At 43.9% G+C, this 17,653-nt stretch carries 20 protein-coding genes; 7 read left to right on the plus strand and 13 right to left on the minus strand.

The window, feature by feature from the left end; genetic code table 11:
• Nucleotides 1–103 precede the first annotated feature (103 nt).
• Genes L1D15_RS05500 through L1D15_RS05510 form a run of 3 tightly spaced genes read right to left on the minus strand, consistent with a single transcriptional unit; the run spans nt 104 to nt 2,984 of the window.
• Entirely contained in the window at nt 104–1,012 is a 909-nt protein-coding gene (locus tag L1D15_RS05500) for a DMT family transporter (RefSeq protein WP_239874941.1), read from the minus strand.
• Nucleotide 1,013: 1 nt separating this feature from the next.
• Nucleotides 1,014–1,757 (minus strand): 2OG-Fe dioxygenase family protein, encoded by a 744-nt coding sequence (locus tag L1D15_RS05505; protein ID WP_239874942.1) that lies wholly within the window; start codon nt 1,755–1,757, stop codon nt 1,014–1,016.
• A 12-nt stretch (nt 1,758–1,769) separates the two neighbouring features.
• Entirely contained in the window at nt 1,770–2,984 is a 1,215-nt protein-coding gene (locus L1D15_RS05510) for an argininosuccinate synthase-related protein (RefSeq protein ID WP_239835949.1), read from the minus strand.
• Between the two features lie 105 nt (nt 2,985–3,089).
• Between L1D15_RS05510 and L1D15_RS05515 the strand changes: the two genes are divergently transcribed.
• Entirely contained in the window at nt 3,090–4,001 is a 912-nt protein-coding gene (locus L1D15_RS05515) for a LysR family transcriptional regulator (RefSeq protein ID WP_239863639.1), read from the plus strand.
• Between the two features lie 58 nt (nt 4,002–4,059).
• Here the strand turns inward: L1D15_RS05515 and L1D15_RS05520 are convergent, their stop codons facing one another.
• Entirely contained in the window at nt 4,060–4,278 is a 219-nt protein-coding gene (locus tag L1D15_RS05520) for a helix-turn-helix transcriptional regulator (protein ID WP_239835947.1), read from the minus strand.
• A 10-nt stretch (nt 4,279–4,288) separates the two neighbouring features.
• Nucleotides 4,289–4,816 (minus strand): DUF2975 domain-containing protein, encoded by a 528-nt coding sequence (locus tag L1D15_RS05525; protein WP_239863637.1) that lies wholly within the window; start codon nt 4,814–4,816, stop codon nt 4,289–4,291.
• A 161-nt stretch (nt 4,817–4,977) separates the two neighbouring features.
• On the opposite strand from L1D15_RS05525, the gene L1D15_RS05530 reads away from it, so the two are divergent.
• Nucleotides 4,978–5,319, plus strand: a complete 342-nt coding sequence (locus tag L1D15_RS05530) for a hypothetical protein (RefSeq protein WP_239874943.1) — start codon at nt 4,978–4,980, stop codon at nt 5,317–5,319.
• A gap of 110 nt (nt 5,320–5,429) precedes the next feature.
• Here the strand turns inward: L1D15_RS05530 and L1D15_RS05535 are convergent, their stop codons facing one another.
• Nucleotides 5,430–7,046, minus strand: coding sequence for an NAD(P)/FAD-dependent oxidoreductase (locus L1D15_RS05535; protein WP_239874944.1), 1,617 nt, complete (start codon nt 7,044–7,046; stop codon nt 5,430–5,432).
• A 209-nt stretch (nt 7,047–7,255) separates the two neighbouring features.
• Between L1D15_RS05535 and fdxA the strand changes: the two genes are divergently transcribed.
• The gene (fdxA, locus tag L1D15_RS05540; RefSeq protein WP_239835943.1) at nt 7,256–7,579 is read left to right on the plus strand and encodes a ferredoxin FdxA; all 324 of its coding nucleotides are present in this window, start codon (nt 7,256–7,258) and stop codon (nt 7,577–7,579) included.
• Nucleotides 7,580–7,643: 64 nt separating this feature from the next.
• Here fdxA and L1D15_RS05545 read toward each other — a convergent pair whose 3' ends face one another.
• Together L1D15_RS05545 and L1D15_RS05550 are read right to left on the minus strand one after the other, a co-directional pair.
• On the minus strand, nt 7,644–8,381 hold the full coding sequence (locus L1D15_RS05545; RefSeq protein WP_239835942.1) for an RNA methyltransferase: 738 nt from the start codon (nt 8,379–8,381) through the stop codon (nt 7,644–7,646).
• Between the two features lie 134 nt (nt 8,382–8,515).
• Entirely contained in the window at nt 8,516–9,694 is a 1,179-nt protein-coding gene (locus L1D15_RS05550) for an MFS transporter (RefSeq protein ID WP_239874945.1), read from the minus strand.
• Between the two features lie 213 nt (nt 9,695–9,907).
• Between L1D15_RS05550 and L1D15_RS05555 the strand changes: the two genes are divergently transcribed.
• The gene (locus L1D15_RS05555) at nt 9,908–10,399 is read left to right on the plus strand and encodes a GNAT family N-acetyltransferase (protein ID WP_239863631.1); all 492 of its coding nucleotides are present in this window, start codon (nt 9,908–9,910) and stop codon (nt 10,397–10,399) included.
• Between the two features lie 30 nt (nt 10,400–10,429).
• On the opposite strand, the gene L1D15_RS05560 is transcribed toward L1D15_RS05555, so the two are convergent.
• Complete coding sequence (locus L1D15_RS05560; RefSeq protein ID WP_239874946.1) at nt 10,430–11,407, minus strand: phosphotransferase; 978 nt, start codon at nt 11,405–11,407, stop codon at nt 10,430–10,432.
• Nucleotides 11,404–11,691 (minus strand): GNAT family N-acetyltransferase, encoded by a 288-nt coding sequence (locus L1D15_RS05565; protein ID WP_239835938.1) that lies wholly within the window; start codon nt 11,689–11,691, stop codon nt 11,404–11,406. Before L1D15_RS05565 ends, L1D15_RS05560 begins: the two co-directional genes overlap by 4 nt.
• A gap of 171 nt (nt 11,692–11,862) precedes the next feature.
• On the opposite strand from L1D15_RS05565, the gene L1D15_RS05570 reads away from it, so the two are divergent.
• Nucleotides 11,863–12,600: a flagellar brake protein gene (locus tag L1D15_RS05570; RefSeq protein WP_239863628.1), complete on the plus strand. Its 738-nt coding sequence runs from the start codon at nt 11,863–11,865 to the stop codon at nt 12,598–12,600.
• Nucleotides 12,601–12,667: 67 nt separating this feature from the next.
• Here L1D15_RS05570 and L1D15_RS05575 read toward each other — a convergent pair whose 3' ends face one another.
• Nucleotides 12,668–14,098 carry a methyl-accepting chemotaxis protein gene (locus L1D15_RS05575; RefSeq protein ID WP_239874947.1) on the minus strand — a complete coding sequence of 477 codons (1,431 nt, stop codon included), beginning with the start codon at nt 14,096–14,098 and terminating at the stop codon, nt 12,668–12,670.
• A 276-nt stretch (nt 14,099–14,374) separates the two neighbouring features.
• Between L1D15_RS05575 and L1D15_RS05580 the strand changes: the two genes are divergently transcribed.
• Nucleotides 14,375–14,839, plus strand: coding sequence for a GNAT family N-acetyltransferase (locus tag L1D15_RS05580; protein WP_239874948.1), 465 nt, complete (start codon nt 14,375–14,377; stop codon nt 14,837–14,839).
• Here the strand turns inward: L1D15_RS05580 and L1D15_RS05585 are convergent.
• Entirely contained in the window at nt 14,836–15,738 is a 903-nt protein-coding gene (locus tag L1D15_RS05585) for a DMT family transporter (protein ID WP_239835935.1), read from the minus strand. The two genes, L1D15_RS05580 and L1D15_RS05585, sit on opposite strands and share 4 nt — an antisense overlap.
• Before the next feature lie 219 nt (nt 15,739–15,957).
• On the opposite strand from L1D15_RS05585, the gene L1D15_RS05590 reads away from it, so the two are divergent.
• The gene (locus L1D15_RS05590; protein WP_239874949.1) at nt 15,958–16,314 is read left to right on the plus strand and encodes an acyl-CoA synthetase; all 357 of its coding nucleotides are present in this window, start codon (nt 15,958–15,960) and stop codon (nt 16,312–16,314) included.
• Nucleotides 16,315–16,351: 37 nt separating this feature from the next.
• Here L1D15_RS05590 and L1D15_RS05595 read toward each other — a convergent pair whose 3' ends face one another.
• Nucleotides 16,352–17,503, minus strand: a complete 1,152-nt coding sequence (locus tag L1D15_RS05595) for a tetratricopeptide repeat protein (protein ID WP_239874950.1) — start codon at nt 17,501–17,503, stop codon at nt 16,352–16,354.
• Nucleotides 17,504–17,653: the final 150 nt, after the last annotated feature.

The raw sequence follows: 17,653 nt of genomic DNA on the forward strand, positions 1-17,653 counted from the left end.
CATCTGCCTTATGTCGGTTGTCTGAACATAGAAGAGACAAAGGAACCTTCTGAAATCACTGTTTTCATAAGGTTCCTAATCATACAAATAAGTAACGGAAGAATTATTCAGTTTCTCTAGTAGACGTGACCACAACACTAAACAAAATTAGCGCCCCACCTATAACTTGTACTGGGGTTAATGATTCCTGTAACCAAGCCATGGCAAATATAGCACCAAATAATGGCTCGCTACCCATCAGCAAAGAAACCCGTGTTGGCGACGTTCGACGTACGGCATAATTCTGAACATAAAACGCAAATAGTGTACAAAACAGAACCAGATAACTGACCGTTAACCAAAACTCCATCGAAGTGGGAACCGAAAACTCCACAGCGGGAAGATAGGCAACTGCAAATATAATCCCGATCAAAGCGACAACTAAAGACTGGAGAGAAGTTAAGGTCGATGTAGTGATTTCTTTGCCTTCCGTAAACCTCTTGGTCATAGTGACCATTAGGGCCCTCAAAACAGCAGCGATGAGGATAAAATAGTCACCACGGTTAAGTGAAAGCTCAAAGCCTTTGTTGCTGGTCAATAATAACACTCCAACAACACTACAAACCGTCAATATCCACAACGTGTTGCTGACCTTTTTCTTATTGATGAATAATTCGGCAAAAGCGGTAAAAATGACCGATAAACTGATCAGAAACGCAGCGTTGGATGCAGAGGTTTGGGATACACCAAACACCTCACAGAAAAAAATCGCCGATAGAATAAAACCGGTGGGAATCGCTATTTTCCAATCCTTATTCAATCCTCGGCGAAAGTCTCGAATCACCACAGGTAGCATACATAAAAAGGTGACCGAAAATCTTATGGAGATAAAAAGCAAAACACTGGTATAAGCCAACGCACTTTTGGTCAGGCCATAACTTGTCCCCCAGAAAATCGCTACCAGTAGTAGCAGCGATTCCGTAATAGGAAACCTTATACTTCCTTTCTTTAACGAATCAGCAGCCGTTGTCATTTCAATCCTCCATCCGTGTAAACGCTATGACGAGTACGTCCCTGTACGCGCATTTTTCCGAGCAAACTGGTGTAATCGGCGTAACTTCGTGCATTGTCTGCTCATCGTCCGCCATAACTAAATCAAAGGTTTTATCCAACATAATCTGTTCACGAAAACACCCTTTAGCGTCAGTAATACTGGTTACACCACCAGCGATGTTGACTCGATTGATCATCAAAGACGCAATGAAAGTCACACCATCACGATGAAGCCCTTCCGGTGTGGGTTGCCCCTGCTGCGAGCTATTCGCGATGATCCTATACGGGTGCAGCCGTATATTCCAATTCACAGGGGTTCCCAGGGAATAGTCGTAGATGTCACTCATCATAAATAGCAACTTTGCTAGCAAATCTGATGTGACAAACTTATCGCTCAGTGGGGAAAAATGACGTTCAACATCACCGTTCAATGTATTAATGAAAGCCGGTTGAACATAAGGCTCATGCGGTAACAGGGTTATTTCACGCTGAGCAGCCAGCTTAGTGAATTGACCATAGCGCCGGTACCGATAGGTCCCGCCATCCGCCATATAATTGTCTCGTTCAAGTGAGCTCCAACACTGCTTAAAACGGATCACTTCATCGACATTGGTATCCAGCAGAGCGGTCATTTTTCGCCCCGACACAAAGACATAGTCTTCTTTGATAAGTGTGTGGCTGATGTCTGCCAGAGTCTTGGTGGCTGCGTCCTGAATAGAAGTCATCGGCGGTAATTCCTATACCCACTGACGATTTGATCTAGATTGACTATTGAACTTGAGCGCTCGTTGTGACCTTTGCTGAGCAATCTCAATTTCCCACTCGTCCCTATCACGTAGATACTTCGGCTCATCAGCCACTATCCCAGAGGGGATAAAGCTTCCTCTGGATAAGTTGAAAGAGACACTGCCAGAGATGGACTCGGCAGTGTGAGCGATGAACGCATAGCTTGCACACTGCAACATACTTCCCCAACGGCCTTCAACAGCCTCCTGAGTCCACATGTCGTTATGCAATGCCTTCGCTTTGAGAACATCTGTAGGTAAAGTTGCTGTCTCCAGTAACTTATAAGCCTTTATCAGAACTAAGGCGGCGGGCGCTTCTCGCACCTCTAGTACCTTTTCATCCTGATCGAGATGATCGAACCCTACAAAACGACCAATCTCATACGCGCCAACGTAGTTGTTAATGAAGGCAATTAACTCTAGTAAATTAATCGGCTTATCATTCAGTGTGACAGGATAGCCCTTTCTGAAGCCGATCGTAATTTGATCATTGTCTAAATGTTTTTCTGGCTGCCACTTTGACCAGGTAAACAACGAATCTGAAACTACAAAATTTTCAGGGTCATCTAAAACCCCAGACTCGAATTCACGGCACCATAGATTTGAATCCCCGCTGACGTTTCGGGTCTTAAATCCCACTAAGCCTGAATGAAACAAAGCCTGTGCCTTATCTTCACGAGACAGTGCTGAGTACTCATAGGGGGAACCGTAATAACCATCAAAACCTGATGCTTCTATCGCACCATTAATACGACGCAAGCTATTTTGGGACTGGTTTGCTGTATGAATGATTGCATCACAACCTAAGCTCCCCGCCAACTCGACCGCCTTTTTCACTATGATAGGCCGTGATAAAGAGGAACTGACCGGATAGTCATTGAGGTACATTGCTTGCGCCTGTATTGCCGAGACTAAACTGTGTTCAACAAATTCCTGCCTTGCGTCGATAATCTTGAGATCAAAACCATAATGATCCGTAATTAACTTGAGTTTCGATTCTTCTATCCCATCGCCGAGGTTAACCGCGACTGCGGTGACTTTTACATCACTGCTTTTTAGTAGCTCCAGCACATAGGAGCTGTCTAAGCCACCGCTAAATAAGGTCAAAATATGATTAGCAACTTTCGCGACGGCCTTAACATCACCAACGCTTCTTATTTTTTTCACGCGTCACGTCCTTGGATATTCTGGGATACTGTCAATTGACTTAATTAGTATCCATAAGTAACTTGAACGAAACAATATAGCTGAAATGCAAAGGATAATTGCACTGTGGACACAAATAAATTAATTCCTCTCTTATCTGAGATGGCAATTTTCGTAAATGTGGTCGAATCTGGGAGCTTTTCAAAAACCGCTCAGAGGCTTGGTGTGTCACCTTCATCAGTCAGTCGTTCCATCACTCGGCTGGAAAGTGCATTGCAAGAAAAGCTGTTGGAAAGAACGACGAGACAGATGCGTCTGAGCACCACAGGACAGGAGGTCTACAGCTTGTGCAGTGACATGATGAACTCGGCAAAAATGGCTATCTCTGCTGCCCAAGTAGATAAAACTGATGTATCAGGCGTGCTGCGTGTCGCTGCACCTAAAGCCCTTTCCCGACAGGTTCTCATGCCAATGATCCTCAGCTTTATTGACCGTTTTCCCAACATTTCATTGCAACTGAAAGTCGCTGATCACTATATCGACCCTATTGGTGATGAAGTAGATGTCATCATTCACATTACGGATAAGCCGACTGAAGGTTTAATTGCAAAGCAGCTCAGTCAATGTCGCTTGGTCATGTGTGCCAGCCCTGCTTACTTTGAGAGGTGTGGTATCCCCACTCACCCCGAAGACATTTCCAATCACAACTGCTTGTGCTTAGGAGAAAATCCCAAGGATAGGGTGTGGGAGTTCACTAACAACAACAAAAAGCTATCAATGAACGTCGGTGGTTCATTCGCAGTCAACCATAGTGAAATTCGACGCGAAGCAGTATTGCGCGGTGTGGGAATATCGGTTTTCCCTGAGTTTGCAATTCAGTCCTATATTGATTCTGGGCAAGTGATTGAAGTATTACCTGACTGGCACGTGGGAGGAAACTATCAAGGAAAAATCATCGCCCAATATGCACAATCTAAGTACATTCCCAGTCAAATCAAAACTTTCATTGAGTATCTGCAAGATTGTTTTAATGAATAAGCCAATTAAAAGCCAGAGGCAAGCTCTGGCTTTGTTCTGTTGCTCGATTTGTCAAGCATTAGCACTCATTATCAGTCGGGGAATACTCCAGAATATCTCCGGGTTGGCAATCAAGATGCTTACAGATAGCTTCTAAAGTCGCTAACTTGACCGCTTTCGCCCGACCATTTTTAAGCACTGATAGGTTTTGTTCAGTAATACCAACTAATTTTGCTAACTCATTGGAGCGCATTTTTCGCTTAGCTAACATGACGTCAAGGTTAATTACAATTGCCATAATTTTTCACTTAAATTGTCAGCTCACTTTCTTTTTGAAGCTCTGCCGCTCTTTCCATTACCACTGCAATGACGCGAACAATCAAACCAATAACAAACATTGTGATATCAGCGTCATTGACGTTAAAGGACATGCTCCAGTTTCCGTCATTGTACGACAATGCAAAGCTGAGAAGTATACCCATGATAAATTGAACGAAAGGTGTTGCCATCAGCAAGTAGCTGATCTTTTTGTAACATAGCGTGTTTTGACGCTCAAAGACCTGCCCTCTTTCATATAAGCGGAATAGAACTATTAATTGCCACAATAGAGCCATTGTCAGAAATGTTGTCAGCATACTTGGTAGAAAACCAATCAATGACCGCGTAAAACTCAAAGGCAACTCGACCTCTACTGGAAAGCTCGCCTCGAACCACTCCACATTCCATAGAGTTGCAGAAAACCAAAATACAGTATTCAACACAGCAGTAAAAATCAGAGAGAACCAAAATAGTACTAATAATTTTCGGCTGAATGTGCTTATCGATTGTTGTGTCATAAAACATCCTAGGTAGCATTAATTTGAGTTCACCTTAAAGTAACAAAAATCAATTATCAATAAAAAATTATCGTTTTACGATAATTTTTTATTGCCCTATATTGTTTTTGCCTCTATTTTATAAAACACAATCTCTCAAACCCTTTTAAACAGGCACAACTATGATCAAATTTTTATGCATGGCCATTTTGCTGGCCTTTTCAACGAGCTCTGTAAATGCAGGAACTTTCCTTGATGAGATAACTGATGTTCTCCCCACCGAAAGTGTCAACCAGTGGCAATCATCTCCATACACGGAAGACGCTGCACCAATACAATCACACTATTCAGGTAGCGAATGTACCAATAAAACGCAGACACAATTAAATCGAGAAACGTCAAAGCAAAACGGCAACTCTAGTGAATGCTATATCACTGAGTTTCCAGATAGAGGGATCGAAACCCATATTCAATCAACGGAACAAGGGGATTTTAGTGTGGGGGTAAAATGGGAAATAGATTAACCAATACCAAAGGATAGCAACAGGCTCAGGCTTTCAGAATATCAACCTTTTTTCTTAGGGGAAAAGCTCTTCTGTTATTACAGAAGAGCTTAGTAATTTGCTGATGTGAATTATGCCTTTTCTAGATCGGACACCATAGCCTTGGATAGGGCTTCAGCTACTTTGATGCCATCTATACCCGCAGAAAGGATCCCTCCAGCGTAACCTGCGCCTTCACCCGCAGGATAGAAGCCTTTGAGGTTTACACTCTGGAAGTCTTTGCCACGCTTGATACACACTGGTGAAGAAGTACGAGTTTCCACCCCTGTGAGCAAACCATCCTCAGATGCAAAACCCTTAATCTTCTTATCAAACGCCGGAATTGCTTCTCGGATCGCTTCTATAGCGAAATCAGGCAGCGCTTTAGAAATATCCGTAAGGTGAATTCCCGGCGTAAATGATGGTTGAACATCACCGAGCTCACTTGGATCGCGACCTTTTAGAAAATCACCTATCTTCTGTGCTGGTGCATCGTAGTTTTCACCACCCAGAACGTAAGCACCCGATTCAAGCTCACGCTGGAAGCGGATGCCTGCCAGTGGGTCACCTGGGTAATCACGTTCTGGATCGATGCCAACGACAATAGCACTGTTCGCGTTGCGCTCTGAGCGCGAGTACTGACTCATGCCATTTGTGACCACGCGGCCTTCCTCAGACGTAGCGGCAACGACAGTACCACCCGGACACATACAGAAGCTGTACACGGTACGACCATTCTTACAATGATGCACCAGCTTGTAGTCGGCGGCGCCAAGAATTGGATTGCCCGCGTTAGGACCAAAGCGCGCTTCATCGATCATTGACTGCTTGTGCTCAATACGGAAACCAACCGAGAACGGCTTCGCTTCCATGTACACGCCGCGATCGTGGAGCATTTCAAAGGTATCACGCGCACTGTGGCCGACGGCTAGAACAACGTAGCGAGATTTAATCTCTTCGCCGTTTGATAGTGTTAAACCTGTGATTTGCTCGCCATCCATGTGGATATCATCGACGCGCGTACTAAAGCGAATCTCGCCACCCAGTTCGATAATTTTCGCACGCATCTTCTCGATCATGGTGACCAGCTTAAACGTACCAATATGTGGCTTACTGACGTACATGATCTCTTCTGGCGCACCAGCTTCCACAAACTCCGTAATGACTTTTCGACCATAGAAATTTGGATCTTTTACTTGGCTGTAAAGCTTACCGTCAGAGAACGTACCTGCACCACCTTCACCAAACTGTACGTTTGATTCCGTGTTTAGAGTGCGCTTACGCCAGAAACCGAAGGTATCTTTTGTACGCTCACGGACCTCTTTACCACGTTCAACAACGATAGGTTTAAAGCCCGCTTGTGCAAGAATCAGCGCGGCAAATAGACCACATGGGCCAAAACCGATTACTACTGGACGCTCTGTTAGGTTCTCTGGTGCTTTCGCTACGAACTTGTACTCCATGTCTGGAGTCTCTTTTACGTGCGGGTCGCTAACGAACTGCTCAAGAAGCGCAGCTTCGTTTTCAACGATAACGTCTAGCGTGTAGATAAGTAGGATGTTGGCTTTTTTACGAGCATCATAGCCACGTCTGAACACATTGAAAGAGATGACTTGGTCTTCAGAGATGCCAAGCTTCTTGGTAATGGCAGCAGTCAGCGCCTCTTCCTCATGATCGAGAGGAAGTTTAATTTCAGTTAAACGTATCATGTTGATGTCTCGTATAGATAGGTGTCTTAGCCAAAACCGTCTGACAAACGGTCAGCTCACAATGGCGCGCATTTTACGAGAAATTAAATTGTCTGTCATACTAAATCAGACAGCATTAGTAACAATCACCGTGCTGGATATTGAATTTTAGCTTGGGATGAGTATCATCCCCATTCTTCGATTTTGACTAACTAAAAGAGCGGATCACCATGGCGTTCGTCGTAACAGATAACTGCATTCAATGTAAATACACAGACTGTGTCGCTGTATGCCCTGCAGATGCTTTCCACGAAGGGCCAAACTTTATGGTGATCAATCCCATCGAATGCATCGACTGTGGTTTATGTGTTGATGAATGCGACGCTAATGCGATTTTTCAGGAAGATGAAGTACCGGAAGATCAAACCGTTTACATTGAATTGAATGCAGAACTCGCCGAATTATGGCCAGTGCAAACCGAAGTAAAACCAGCTATGGATGGCGCTGAGAAGTGGAATGGCGTACCGGATAAATTAGGGATGTTAGAGAAGTAGATTCTCTATCTTCAGATACAAGAAAGCGCAGTGGATCACTGCGCTTTTCTGCATTCGGAACTTTTTATTCACCATGCTGGCGACGTAAGTTATCTAAAATGATCCCCGTTGCCATCGCCACGTTAAGTGACTCAGCACCACCAAAAGCAGGTATGGTGATCTTGTCTGTGACAAACTGAGCGGCTTGCTCACGAATACCGTGAGATTCACTGCCCATCAGCAAAATACCTTCGGCTGCAAACTCGACGTTATGTACACTCTCACCTTCAAGAAATGCCCCATAAACCGGTAAGTTAGCTTGTTCTAAATAGCTAGGAAGGTCTAATTGGCTGACTGTGACGCGACCAAAACTGCCCATAGTGGCACTAATGGTTTTCGGATTATACGGGTCAGCACAATCATTACTGGCAACGATATGCTTAATACCATACCAATCTGCAACACGAATGATCGTCCCCAAATTGCCAGGATCCGAGACACCATCTAAAGCAATCATCAAGCCCTGAGCTTTGGGTACGTCAACACAAGGGGTGTTCACTACCGCAATCGCCGCGTTATTGCTCACCAACGTACTTGCCTTCGTTAATTCATCTAATGGCGCTTCGATACATTCAAAATCGCTTAATGTTGAATGATGCTCTGCCAGGAACTCCGACGTAGCGAAGATCTGCTGTACCGTTAGTGAACTCTTTGCCAACTCAAGTACATTCTTCTCACCTTGGACCAAAAATAGACCATGCGCCTTACGTTGTTTCTTTTGGCCTAAGGCACGAAGTAATTTAAGTTGGTTTTTCGAAATCATAATGTATCCAAGGTGAAAGAGGGTGATACCCCACACTAAAGCGCGGCAATTATAGAGTAAAGCGCCACATAGCTAAAGGGCTGTCGCTAAACATCTCTTCACGGAAAAACGAAGGCTCTACCCTTGGCTTTTGCCTAACTCCAACGGAGGATACGCACTTCATTACCTTCTTCAGGTTTGGTCGGAATATTAAGCGATAGAAGAAATGATACCCCTGCCATCGCTGCGCCAATATAGAAAACCGCTGAAGGCGAGATTAACCAGATCAAACCAAAAGAAACAGGAATGAATACCGCTGCGATGTGGTTAATCGTAAATGACACACCAGCAGTTGAAGCCATATCTGCAGGATCCGCTATTTTCTGGAGGTAGGTTTTGATTGCCAAGGCTAGCGCAAAAAATAGATGATCGATGACGTACAACGCCGCAGCCCATTCAGCGCTTTGAACTAAACCATAGCCTACGAATATAAGTACCAACCCAGTGTACTCGAACAACAGCGCCTTACGCTCGCCGACTTTACCAATGAATTTGCCTATTTTTTTAGCAAATAAGAAATTAAATAAATAGTTGATCAGAAACAGCATCGTAATATCAGCTGCTGAATAACCAAACTTTTCCACCATCAGGAAGCCAGCGAAAACGGTAAAGATTTGTCGACGAGCACCACTCATGAAGGTCAGTGCATAATACAACCAATAACGCTTACGTAAGACCAACTTTTTATTTTGTTGGACTTGAGTTTGGAACTGCGGAAATGAAAAAGCCATCCAAACCACTAATAGAAAACCAATGCCACCAAAAGTAAGATAGACCCACTGGAAATCCATTTTCAGCATTTCCAGACAGACCCACAATGCGCCATAAGTCACCAGTGATGCTAACGCACCGACGGAAATAAACTTACCCAACATTTCCGGTGCTTCATCTTTCGAAAGCCATTGTAGTGAAAGAGATTGTTTAAGAGTCTCAAAATAGTGGAACCCTGTAGACATCAATAAGGTCGTCATTAACAATCCAAAAAGTGAAGGGAAAAAACCTGTCATAGCGGTGCCCAGAGTGAGAGCCCCCAATGCCAGCAACATAAACCGTTGTTCACGAATAAACATTAAAACAAACACTGCGGTAAAGGCTAAAAAGCCGGGAATTTCACGTACACTCTGCAAAAGCCCAATATCTGCGCCATCAAACTGTGCCTTTTCAATCACAAAGTTATTGAGTAGTGCCATCCAACTGGAAAATGCAATGGGAACGACGATAGAGATGATGATTAAGAAGTTTTGAGGGGTTTTCCAGCTAGCCGACTGTTCCATTTTGTTATTCCTTTTATTCGCTCAGAGACACCTTAATTCTTCACTAGTGAATAGACAAACTTATTTACAAATTAAACGTCCGTAGTACTCATAGCGTTCAACGTGCATCAGAGTAAAGTTTCACTTAATTAAAATAAGTTAAAACAATGCTTTATCTTTAAGTCCTTGCTCGTTATTGTTGAGCTATGTTTAACCAGTCGAGAAGGTAATAATATGGAAATAACAATTCGTCCGACTCAAGTCAGTGATGCCGCCGCAATGTGTGAGATCTACTCTCAACCTAAAGCACAACGCGAAACTCTCCAATTGCCCAAACCCTCTGTGGCAATGTGGACACAAAGACTGGAAAACATGCCTACCGGTATTTATAGCTTTGTCGCGGAATTAGATGGCAAAGTGGTCGGAAACATAGGTTTTGAGCATTCTCAGCGGCCTCGTACCGCTCACAGTGCGACTTTCGGTCTAGGTGTTCATGATGACTATCATGGTATGGGTATAGCTAGTAAGCTGATTGAAACTGTACTTGATTTAGCAGACAACTGGCTGCAAATAAAGCGCGTTCATCTCGAGGTCAATACGGATAACGAAGCGGCGATCGCGTGCTATAAAAAATTTGGCTTTGAAATTGAAGGCGAAGCGAAAAATTCGGTTTTCAGAGAAGGCAAATACCAAAACACTTATTACATGGCAAGGCTCAAACCATAGCCGTGTAACGACATTATGTTAAAGGCTTACTTATAGGTAAGCCTTTAACATATCAATAGCCCGATGAGCCAAAGCTTCCGTATAAGCATTGATTTTCCAATGATCCGGGCTCCATCCTTTAACAAAACGATGGAAATCTGCCCAAGCAATAGCAAATAACGGTCGCCAAGTTTGCTCTACGTCAAACGCATCGGTTTCAGGCATTAAATCACTTATCGCTATTTTCAGGTGAGTAAAATAAGTATCCAAAATCCACTCCTCCATATCATTGCAATCTTCAGGCTGGACAGCACTACTCATAAAGAGAACGACATCCTTCATCGCGCAACCTCTACCCACATACTGGAAATCGACAGCCGCGGCCTCTTGGCCATCAGAAGTAAAACAGAAATTCGCTAACTTCGCGTCACCATGAACTAAGGTTTGATAAGGTGCATTACCAAGCACCTTATCAATATCTCTCGCAGCTTGTTTGAGTGACATATCATCGAGCGCCGCCAGTTCATCAGGACGAGTATCAAGGTGCCAATAGGTGCCTGTTTCCCACAATCCTTCCCCTTTCTCTCCGATATGTGAAGCATGAAACCATGCTAGCCACTTGAGCACCGCTTCCAAATGTACTTTTTCAGCCTTGTGGCACACCTCGTCATAACCAAGCTGATGTAAGTCTTCCATCACCAAAAGGTGCTCCATTCCCTTTTGCTCCACAATAATGGGTTGTGGCTGCGGACAATGAACATGCGCACGTGCCGCAAAATGTCGATACCAGTGTAACTCGACATCATAAGACTTAAGTTTCCGCTGATGTGAAAGTGCTGTATTCCAACCTCTGGGATGTTGATCAGGCTTAGGCAAGTGAACATGTTTTATCACGATACTGGTTTGATCGACATACAACCTAACCAACTCACCGTAGCCACCCCACAAAGGTTGTAAAATCTCTCTATGTTCTAATTTTCGGTATCCCAAGCGCTGACATAACGCTTGATAATCATAGATTTGCTTCATGACGGCTCAGCAAGCAAGTGAGACCACTCTGGGTGACGTGACAAGTAATGGACAACATACGTACATATAGGGTTGATTTTCACTCCTTGTCGCTCAATCTCAGGCAAAATAGCTTCCATCATCACCTTACCGTACCCTTTTCCTTGCAACTCTTCTGGGACTTTAGTTGAAGTAATGACATAAACACTACCTTGCACATCAAACTTCATGATGGCGTCATGTTCACCCTCTAGGTGAACACGAAAAAGTGAGTTTGGTTCATCAAAAACTACCTTATGTGACATACGGACTCCTAAAAATGATATCTAGCTCAAAGTTATTGAGCGTTTTGATATTTGAACAAACGGTAAAGCACACATAGAATCGGAAACCATCAAAGAGAATAATAAATCCTCAATGAAGAATAAGTTGGCCTACAACTAAAACGATAGCATGGCGACTCTAACGGAGGCTAGATGAATACTCAGGCGATTGCCAGTAAAGAACAATCTTCACGATCATCGGCGAGGGAGAAAAGCGTTTCAACATTGAACAGCACTGATGCATTAGCAATGTTAGAGCATGGCGGAGAACTTACTATTGGTATCACTACCCCAGTAGGTACCACTTTTAGGTGTAAGACAACATTCATCGGCTTCCACTCTCAAAATTTGGTTCTCGCTGAGCTGCCTAAAGTCTCAGATAGCGATCTCAGCTTTTTCTTTCAGCCGGGATTTTGGGCTACGATCAGAGCGATTTCTCACCGTGGTGAGGGCGCCATCGTCCATTTCCGAAGCCAGCTCGAACACGTGATGACAGCACCTATACCGATATTCGCATTGACGGTCCCAAACACTATGCAGGTTACTCAACTGCGAAAAGAGCCAAGATACGATGTCAATCTTGCCGCACGTGTTAATGCATCAACTCATCGACTCGATTGCCAAATTCGAGATTTATCCAAAAGTGGTTGTCGCTTTGTTACCGCTCCACTGAGCCGAGCTTTTCAAGTTGGTGATGTGATAGCATTGGAAGTCTATTCTGGTATGAATAAGTCCAACCACTTTGAACCTCTATTCGGCAAGATCTGTAACCTCCAAAGCTCTTCACACTATGCTCGCTATGGCGTACAGTTCGATGAAAATGGAACAGAAAACGCCAAGCGACTGCTAGCGAATCTCAAGTTTGATGGCACCAAACTGACACTGCGATAAAACGCATCAACCTTCGAATATAAAAAGGCTTGGTTCTCACCAAGCCTTTTTATTATCCAATCACATTTTAAGTACGATACTGTTTAAGAATATCAGCGAGAGAAATCGATGCTTTGGTCAGATTTGCTACGCCTTGAGACGACTTCTCCGCCACACTACGGATAGTATTAGACTGGGTACGTATATCACTCAGTTCTGAAGCGATATCGTTCGCAACAGCACTTTGCTCTTCTGCAGAGGTGGAGATCTGGATACTCATATCCATGATACCTCGCGCAGACTCCGAAATTGAGTTTACATCCTTCCCAATGTCTTCAATTAGATCACTACTGGTTTGTGCTTGCTCAACCGTTTGTTGAGTAATGGAGGCGATGTTCTGGCTCTCCGACTGCAGTTTTTCGATCATAGACTGGATCTCCACCGTCGCCGCCTGAGTACGGCTGGCTAGAGTACGTACTTCATCTGCCACAACGGCAAAACCTCGACCTTGCTCACCGGCACGCGCTGCCTCAATCGCTGCGTTCAGCGCCAACAAGTTAGTTTGCTCAGAGATAGCATTGATTGTGGTTATCACTTCATTAATCTGAGTGGTATTGTCATTCAGAGTCGAAACTGAGCTAGACGCCTGCTCAATGTAACTAGACAGTTTTTCAATCTCGTTGATCGCGGACTGAACACGCTTGTAACTACCATCGATATGCTGAGAATCTTGCTCTGCTTGATCTGTCGCCTGCTGAGAAATATTCGACACCTCTTTCGCTGAAGCTGTCATTTCTTCCATCGCGGTCGCAACCGAATCTAAAGAGGTGTACTGGTTGGTGATCTGAGATTCACTCAATCGCATTTCTTGTTCAAAAGACGCAGACGTTTCACTCATTGTCTTCGCATTCTCTTTTACGTTGTTGACCAAATCGGTCAAGGTATCCATTGCTTTATCAAGCGCACACCCAATAGTGCCAAACTCATCTCGACCAGGGTGGAAGCCAAGGCGAGACGTCAGATCACCCTCACCAATTTTCTGAGTCGTGGTATACAACACCCAAAGAGCCCCACCAATAAAGGTAGCGACCCAGTAACAAAACACCGCAAACGGAACAGCCCAGACAAAGCTAAAGAAAAAAGTGGATAAAGCCTGAGAGCGTGCTTGCTGATCTTGTGCCTGATTGTTCATGGTCAGTTGGTAAACATTGCCATCTTTACCCGTTTGAGAAACCGTCACAATCCCATTGTTATACGTCGGTTCATCGACACTAGACACTTTGCTAATATTAGCTTGGTCCACTATCGATGCTTCAGTACCTGCACTCATCACACCGTCAAGTCGATGAACCGCAGCTGAGATCGCCGAACTTTCAATGTATTTTATTTTAGAGTAATAGTTTCCGCCTGCTATGCTGCCTACAGCGACAAGAAACAAGGCAAAAATCACCCACATTTTGTCATTAATAGACATCTTAATAAAAAGCTTGTCTATCGTTCTGAACTCTACTTCTTTCATGTTAACTCTGCCTCCTCTAACAATGGCTCCATGCCTGGGTGTTGGCTATATAAAATTATCGGCCTATAAGAGTAATTTATGGGACACGAATCAAGTAACAATGAAATGTAATACTAATGAAATGTCATTTATGAGATCCAAAACCCACTTATATAGGCCGACGTCCCGCAACAAGTCGTTACATCCACAATTTTTGAGCAACTCATGGATGAATTGCGATTGAAAAAACCACCCTACAGAATTAGATTATTTTAAACCCATCGACAAGGAGGAGTGATGGATATTAAAACCGATCAACTTGATCATCCTGAAGTGATCAAACTGCTCGAGGAACACCTCGCAGACATGAATGCAACCTCACCACCAGAAAGTGTCCACGCTTTGGACACTTCGGCACTGAAAGCAACGAATGTCACATTTTGGACCTGCTGGAAAGATGAGCAACTGCTAGGTTGCGCAGCCATCAAAGCGCTTTCCGCAACACATGCGGAGTTGAAATCAATGCGTACCACACCAGCGGCTCGCAATCAGGGCATTGCTTCAAGTTTACTGTCATTTGCCATCGATCAAGCAAAGCTTAGGGGTTATCAACGCATCAGCCTTGAAACCGGTTCTATGTCTTTCTTCAAACCTGCCAGGGAGCTGTATACGAAATTCGGCTTTGAGTATTGCTCCCCTTTTGCAGACTATCAGCCAGATCCTAATAGTCGCTTCATGACCTTAGAGTTAAGTAAAGTTTAGCTAGAAACCTGCTCGGCAAGCCGAGACCGTTTCAACAGTCGAGCAGGAGAGAAACCAGTGACGAGCATGGTGCCAACTAATACGAGCACTGTGCCAGCAAAGGTATTTAGGCCAATAGGCTCATCAAGAATCAAAGCTCCCCATAGAATTCCAAATACTGGGATCAAAAACGTCACAGAAAGCGCAGACGCCGCACCTTCATCCGCAACTAAACGGAAATAGAGTAAATATGCAATACCAGTACAAAGTACGCCTAGTGCTACAACCGATAGCATTTCATAGCTACTCGGCTCTCCCTGCATCGGAACAAATGGTAACAGGGGGAGAATCCACAAAACAGCCGCCCACATATTGCCGTGTGCATTTTCAAATGATGCCACTTTGGGTGCGGTTTTGGTGTAGTTAGTGGCAATACCATAACAGCATGCTGCCATCACACTTGCCACGATAGGTAGCGCCGCACTGATACCAATGTTAACCGCATCCCACCCCACTAAGATCCCAACACCTGTGACACCAAGCAACATACCAAACACGGCTTTTCTTGTCAGAATTGACTTATGCCAGACAGCACCAATCAAAGCTCCCCAGATCACAGAGGTTGAATTGAGCACCGATAATGTTGATGCGTTCAAAGTTTGCGCAGCATACGCAAATAACAAAAATGGTAGAGCGGTATTAAATAACCCGATTATCATAAAATGCTGGAAATGCTGTCTAAACGCCAATTTCTTACGTAGATAAAGAGAGATAAGAAACAAACTCAGCGCAGCAAATCCGACTCGAAACTCAATCAAATATGCCGGTCCAAAAGTATTGGCCGCTATTTTCATAAATAGAAACGACCCGCCCCAGATAGCCGCAAGACAGATTAGACGTAAAAAGCTGGCAGTAGACATGAATTATCCCTCTTATTGTTTGCGCCTAATGTGAATCAATTGTTAACTAGAATCAATCATAAAATGAGTTACATTTCCGAAAATGGCGAATAAAAATAGAGAACTAAACACACAGATATGACACTTTTCTCATCTACTGAGAAGTTATCACATTGATCCGCTCGCTTATTAGATAAGTTGCCCTTAACTTAATTCCTTTCTCTCTGATTGAAATCTAGTATGAACTTAATCGTCAATATTAATCGGCATGTTAGAGAATATGGGTTTGAAATGGCCACAAGGCAAGCATGGCGCTGTGGCGTGAAAGCCAACCTAGTCCAACGTATTATTGGGGTTGCTAAGGGGCAGGTTGTCTGTGTCATTGAAGGGGTGAGAGCTGAATTGTCAACGCCTATGAACAACCCTCTCCACCATGAGGAAATACAAGGACGCTATATTTTTGTAGGAGGTATTGTCTGGCAACCAAACGATATCCTTGCCCCAGCTTTCCCCGAATTCATGTTCATGCATTTAAGAAATATCAGTAATAAACATAAATACATGACAGATGAACAACTGCAGGTAAATTTAGCGTAGCAAGTAACAAGAAGCCCCTGAAATCAAGGGGCTTAGTTTAGGCTTTATCGATATTGGATTGCGAGAAATCCAACTTTTCTTTCACTTCCGATTCGCTGGGTACGGCTTCAACCGATTCTTCTACAATAGGCGGCACTTCACTCACTAAATCTAACTCGATCTCCTCCTCACCTAACACATCCTGTTCTTGAAGCGGGATATTACGCTTGTATAACTTATTGAGCGCCTTGATAACCGCATGCTTACTTACCTTGTTATCGCGAATTTTTTTCAAAATCGGTTTCGACAATGACTGCAGGCCAACAACGGTATCGACTCCAATACTAAGTGCAACCTGATCTCGCAATATGCGAGCCTGTTCATGCCCTAGTTGTCCCGCTAGAAATAGCCATATATACGCAATGGAATTGCCATTAGGCCGTTGATCCATCCAAGCTTCGCCTGCGCTATACATTGCATCGGTATATCCTTTCTCAGCTGCTCGCTCTAACCAATAACAGCCTCGTGAAAAATTCGCAGTCACGCCAATTCCACGGATGTAATTAAGCCCAAGCTTCATACGACCCTCATTACTTCTCTGAGATGCCGCTTGCTGGTAATACTCCGTAGACAAGCGTGGGTTAGGCTCAGGGTTGTGGGCCGATGCAAACCAGTCACCCAAGAAAATCAGTGCATCAAGGTAGTTTTGTTCCGCCGCCTGCTTCATGACTTGAATTGCTTTGCCAATATTTTGCTCAGTACCTCGACCATAAAATAAGGCCAATGCCATTTCGAATTTATGAGGAATGCTGCCTTCCATTGCAGGAATACAGGTCTGCCAAAATTTGGCTTCTTCTCTCAAAACTAGGTCCTGATTCATTTTATTACTGATACGTACAACACCGTACATACCATTGACATTATCCAGTCTGGCCGCTTTGTTGTACCAATACAAAGCTTCTTTAGGCCTTGAACGTTCTGCCTCTTTAGCCAAAAAAAGGATTGTCGGAACATGGCCATTTTCAGCTTTATAAACTCGCTCTTCCTGCTCTTGCTTGCGATTTTTTTCCATTGCTTTCCGGTAAGCAACTTCACGCTCTTTACGCTCTTGTTCTAGTCGCTTCTTACGAAGCTGCAATGCAAGCATCCACATGAACAAACAAAGCAGCAGTAAACCAGTCGCACCAATGGCGATCCCTATAACATTCATCTATATCTTTTCTTCACCTTCAACTGGCGTTTGCCATCTAAAATGCTTGTCGGCCAGTCACAACAAAAGTTAAGGAGTTATGCCTCCTTTTGTTTAAGTGTACCTCACTCCCACGATTAGTTGATGAATAAAATACAAAATATGCCACAG

The organism is Vibrio sp. Isolate25 (assembly GCF_022398025.1).
GTDB lineage: Bacteria > Pseudomonadota > Gammaproteobacteria > Enterobacterales > Vibrionaceae > Vibrio > Vibrio coralliilyticus_A.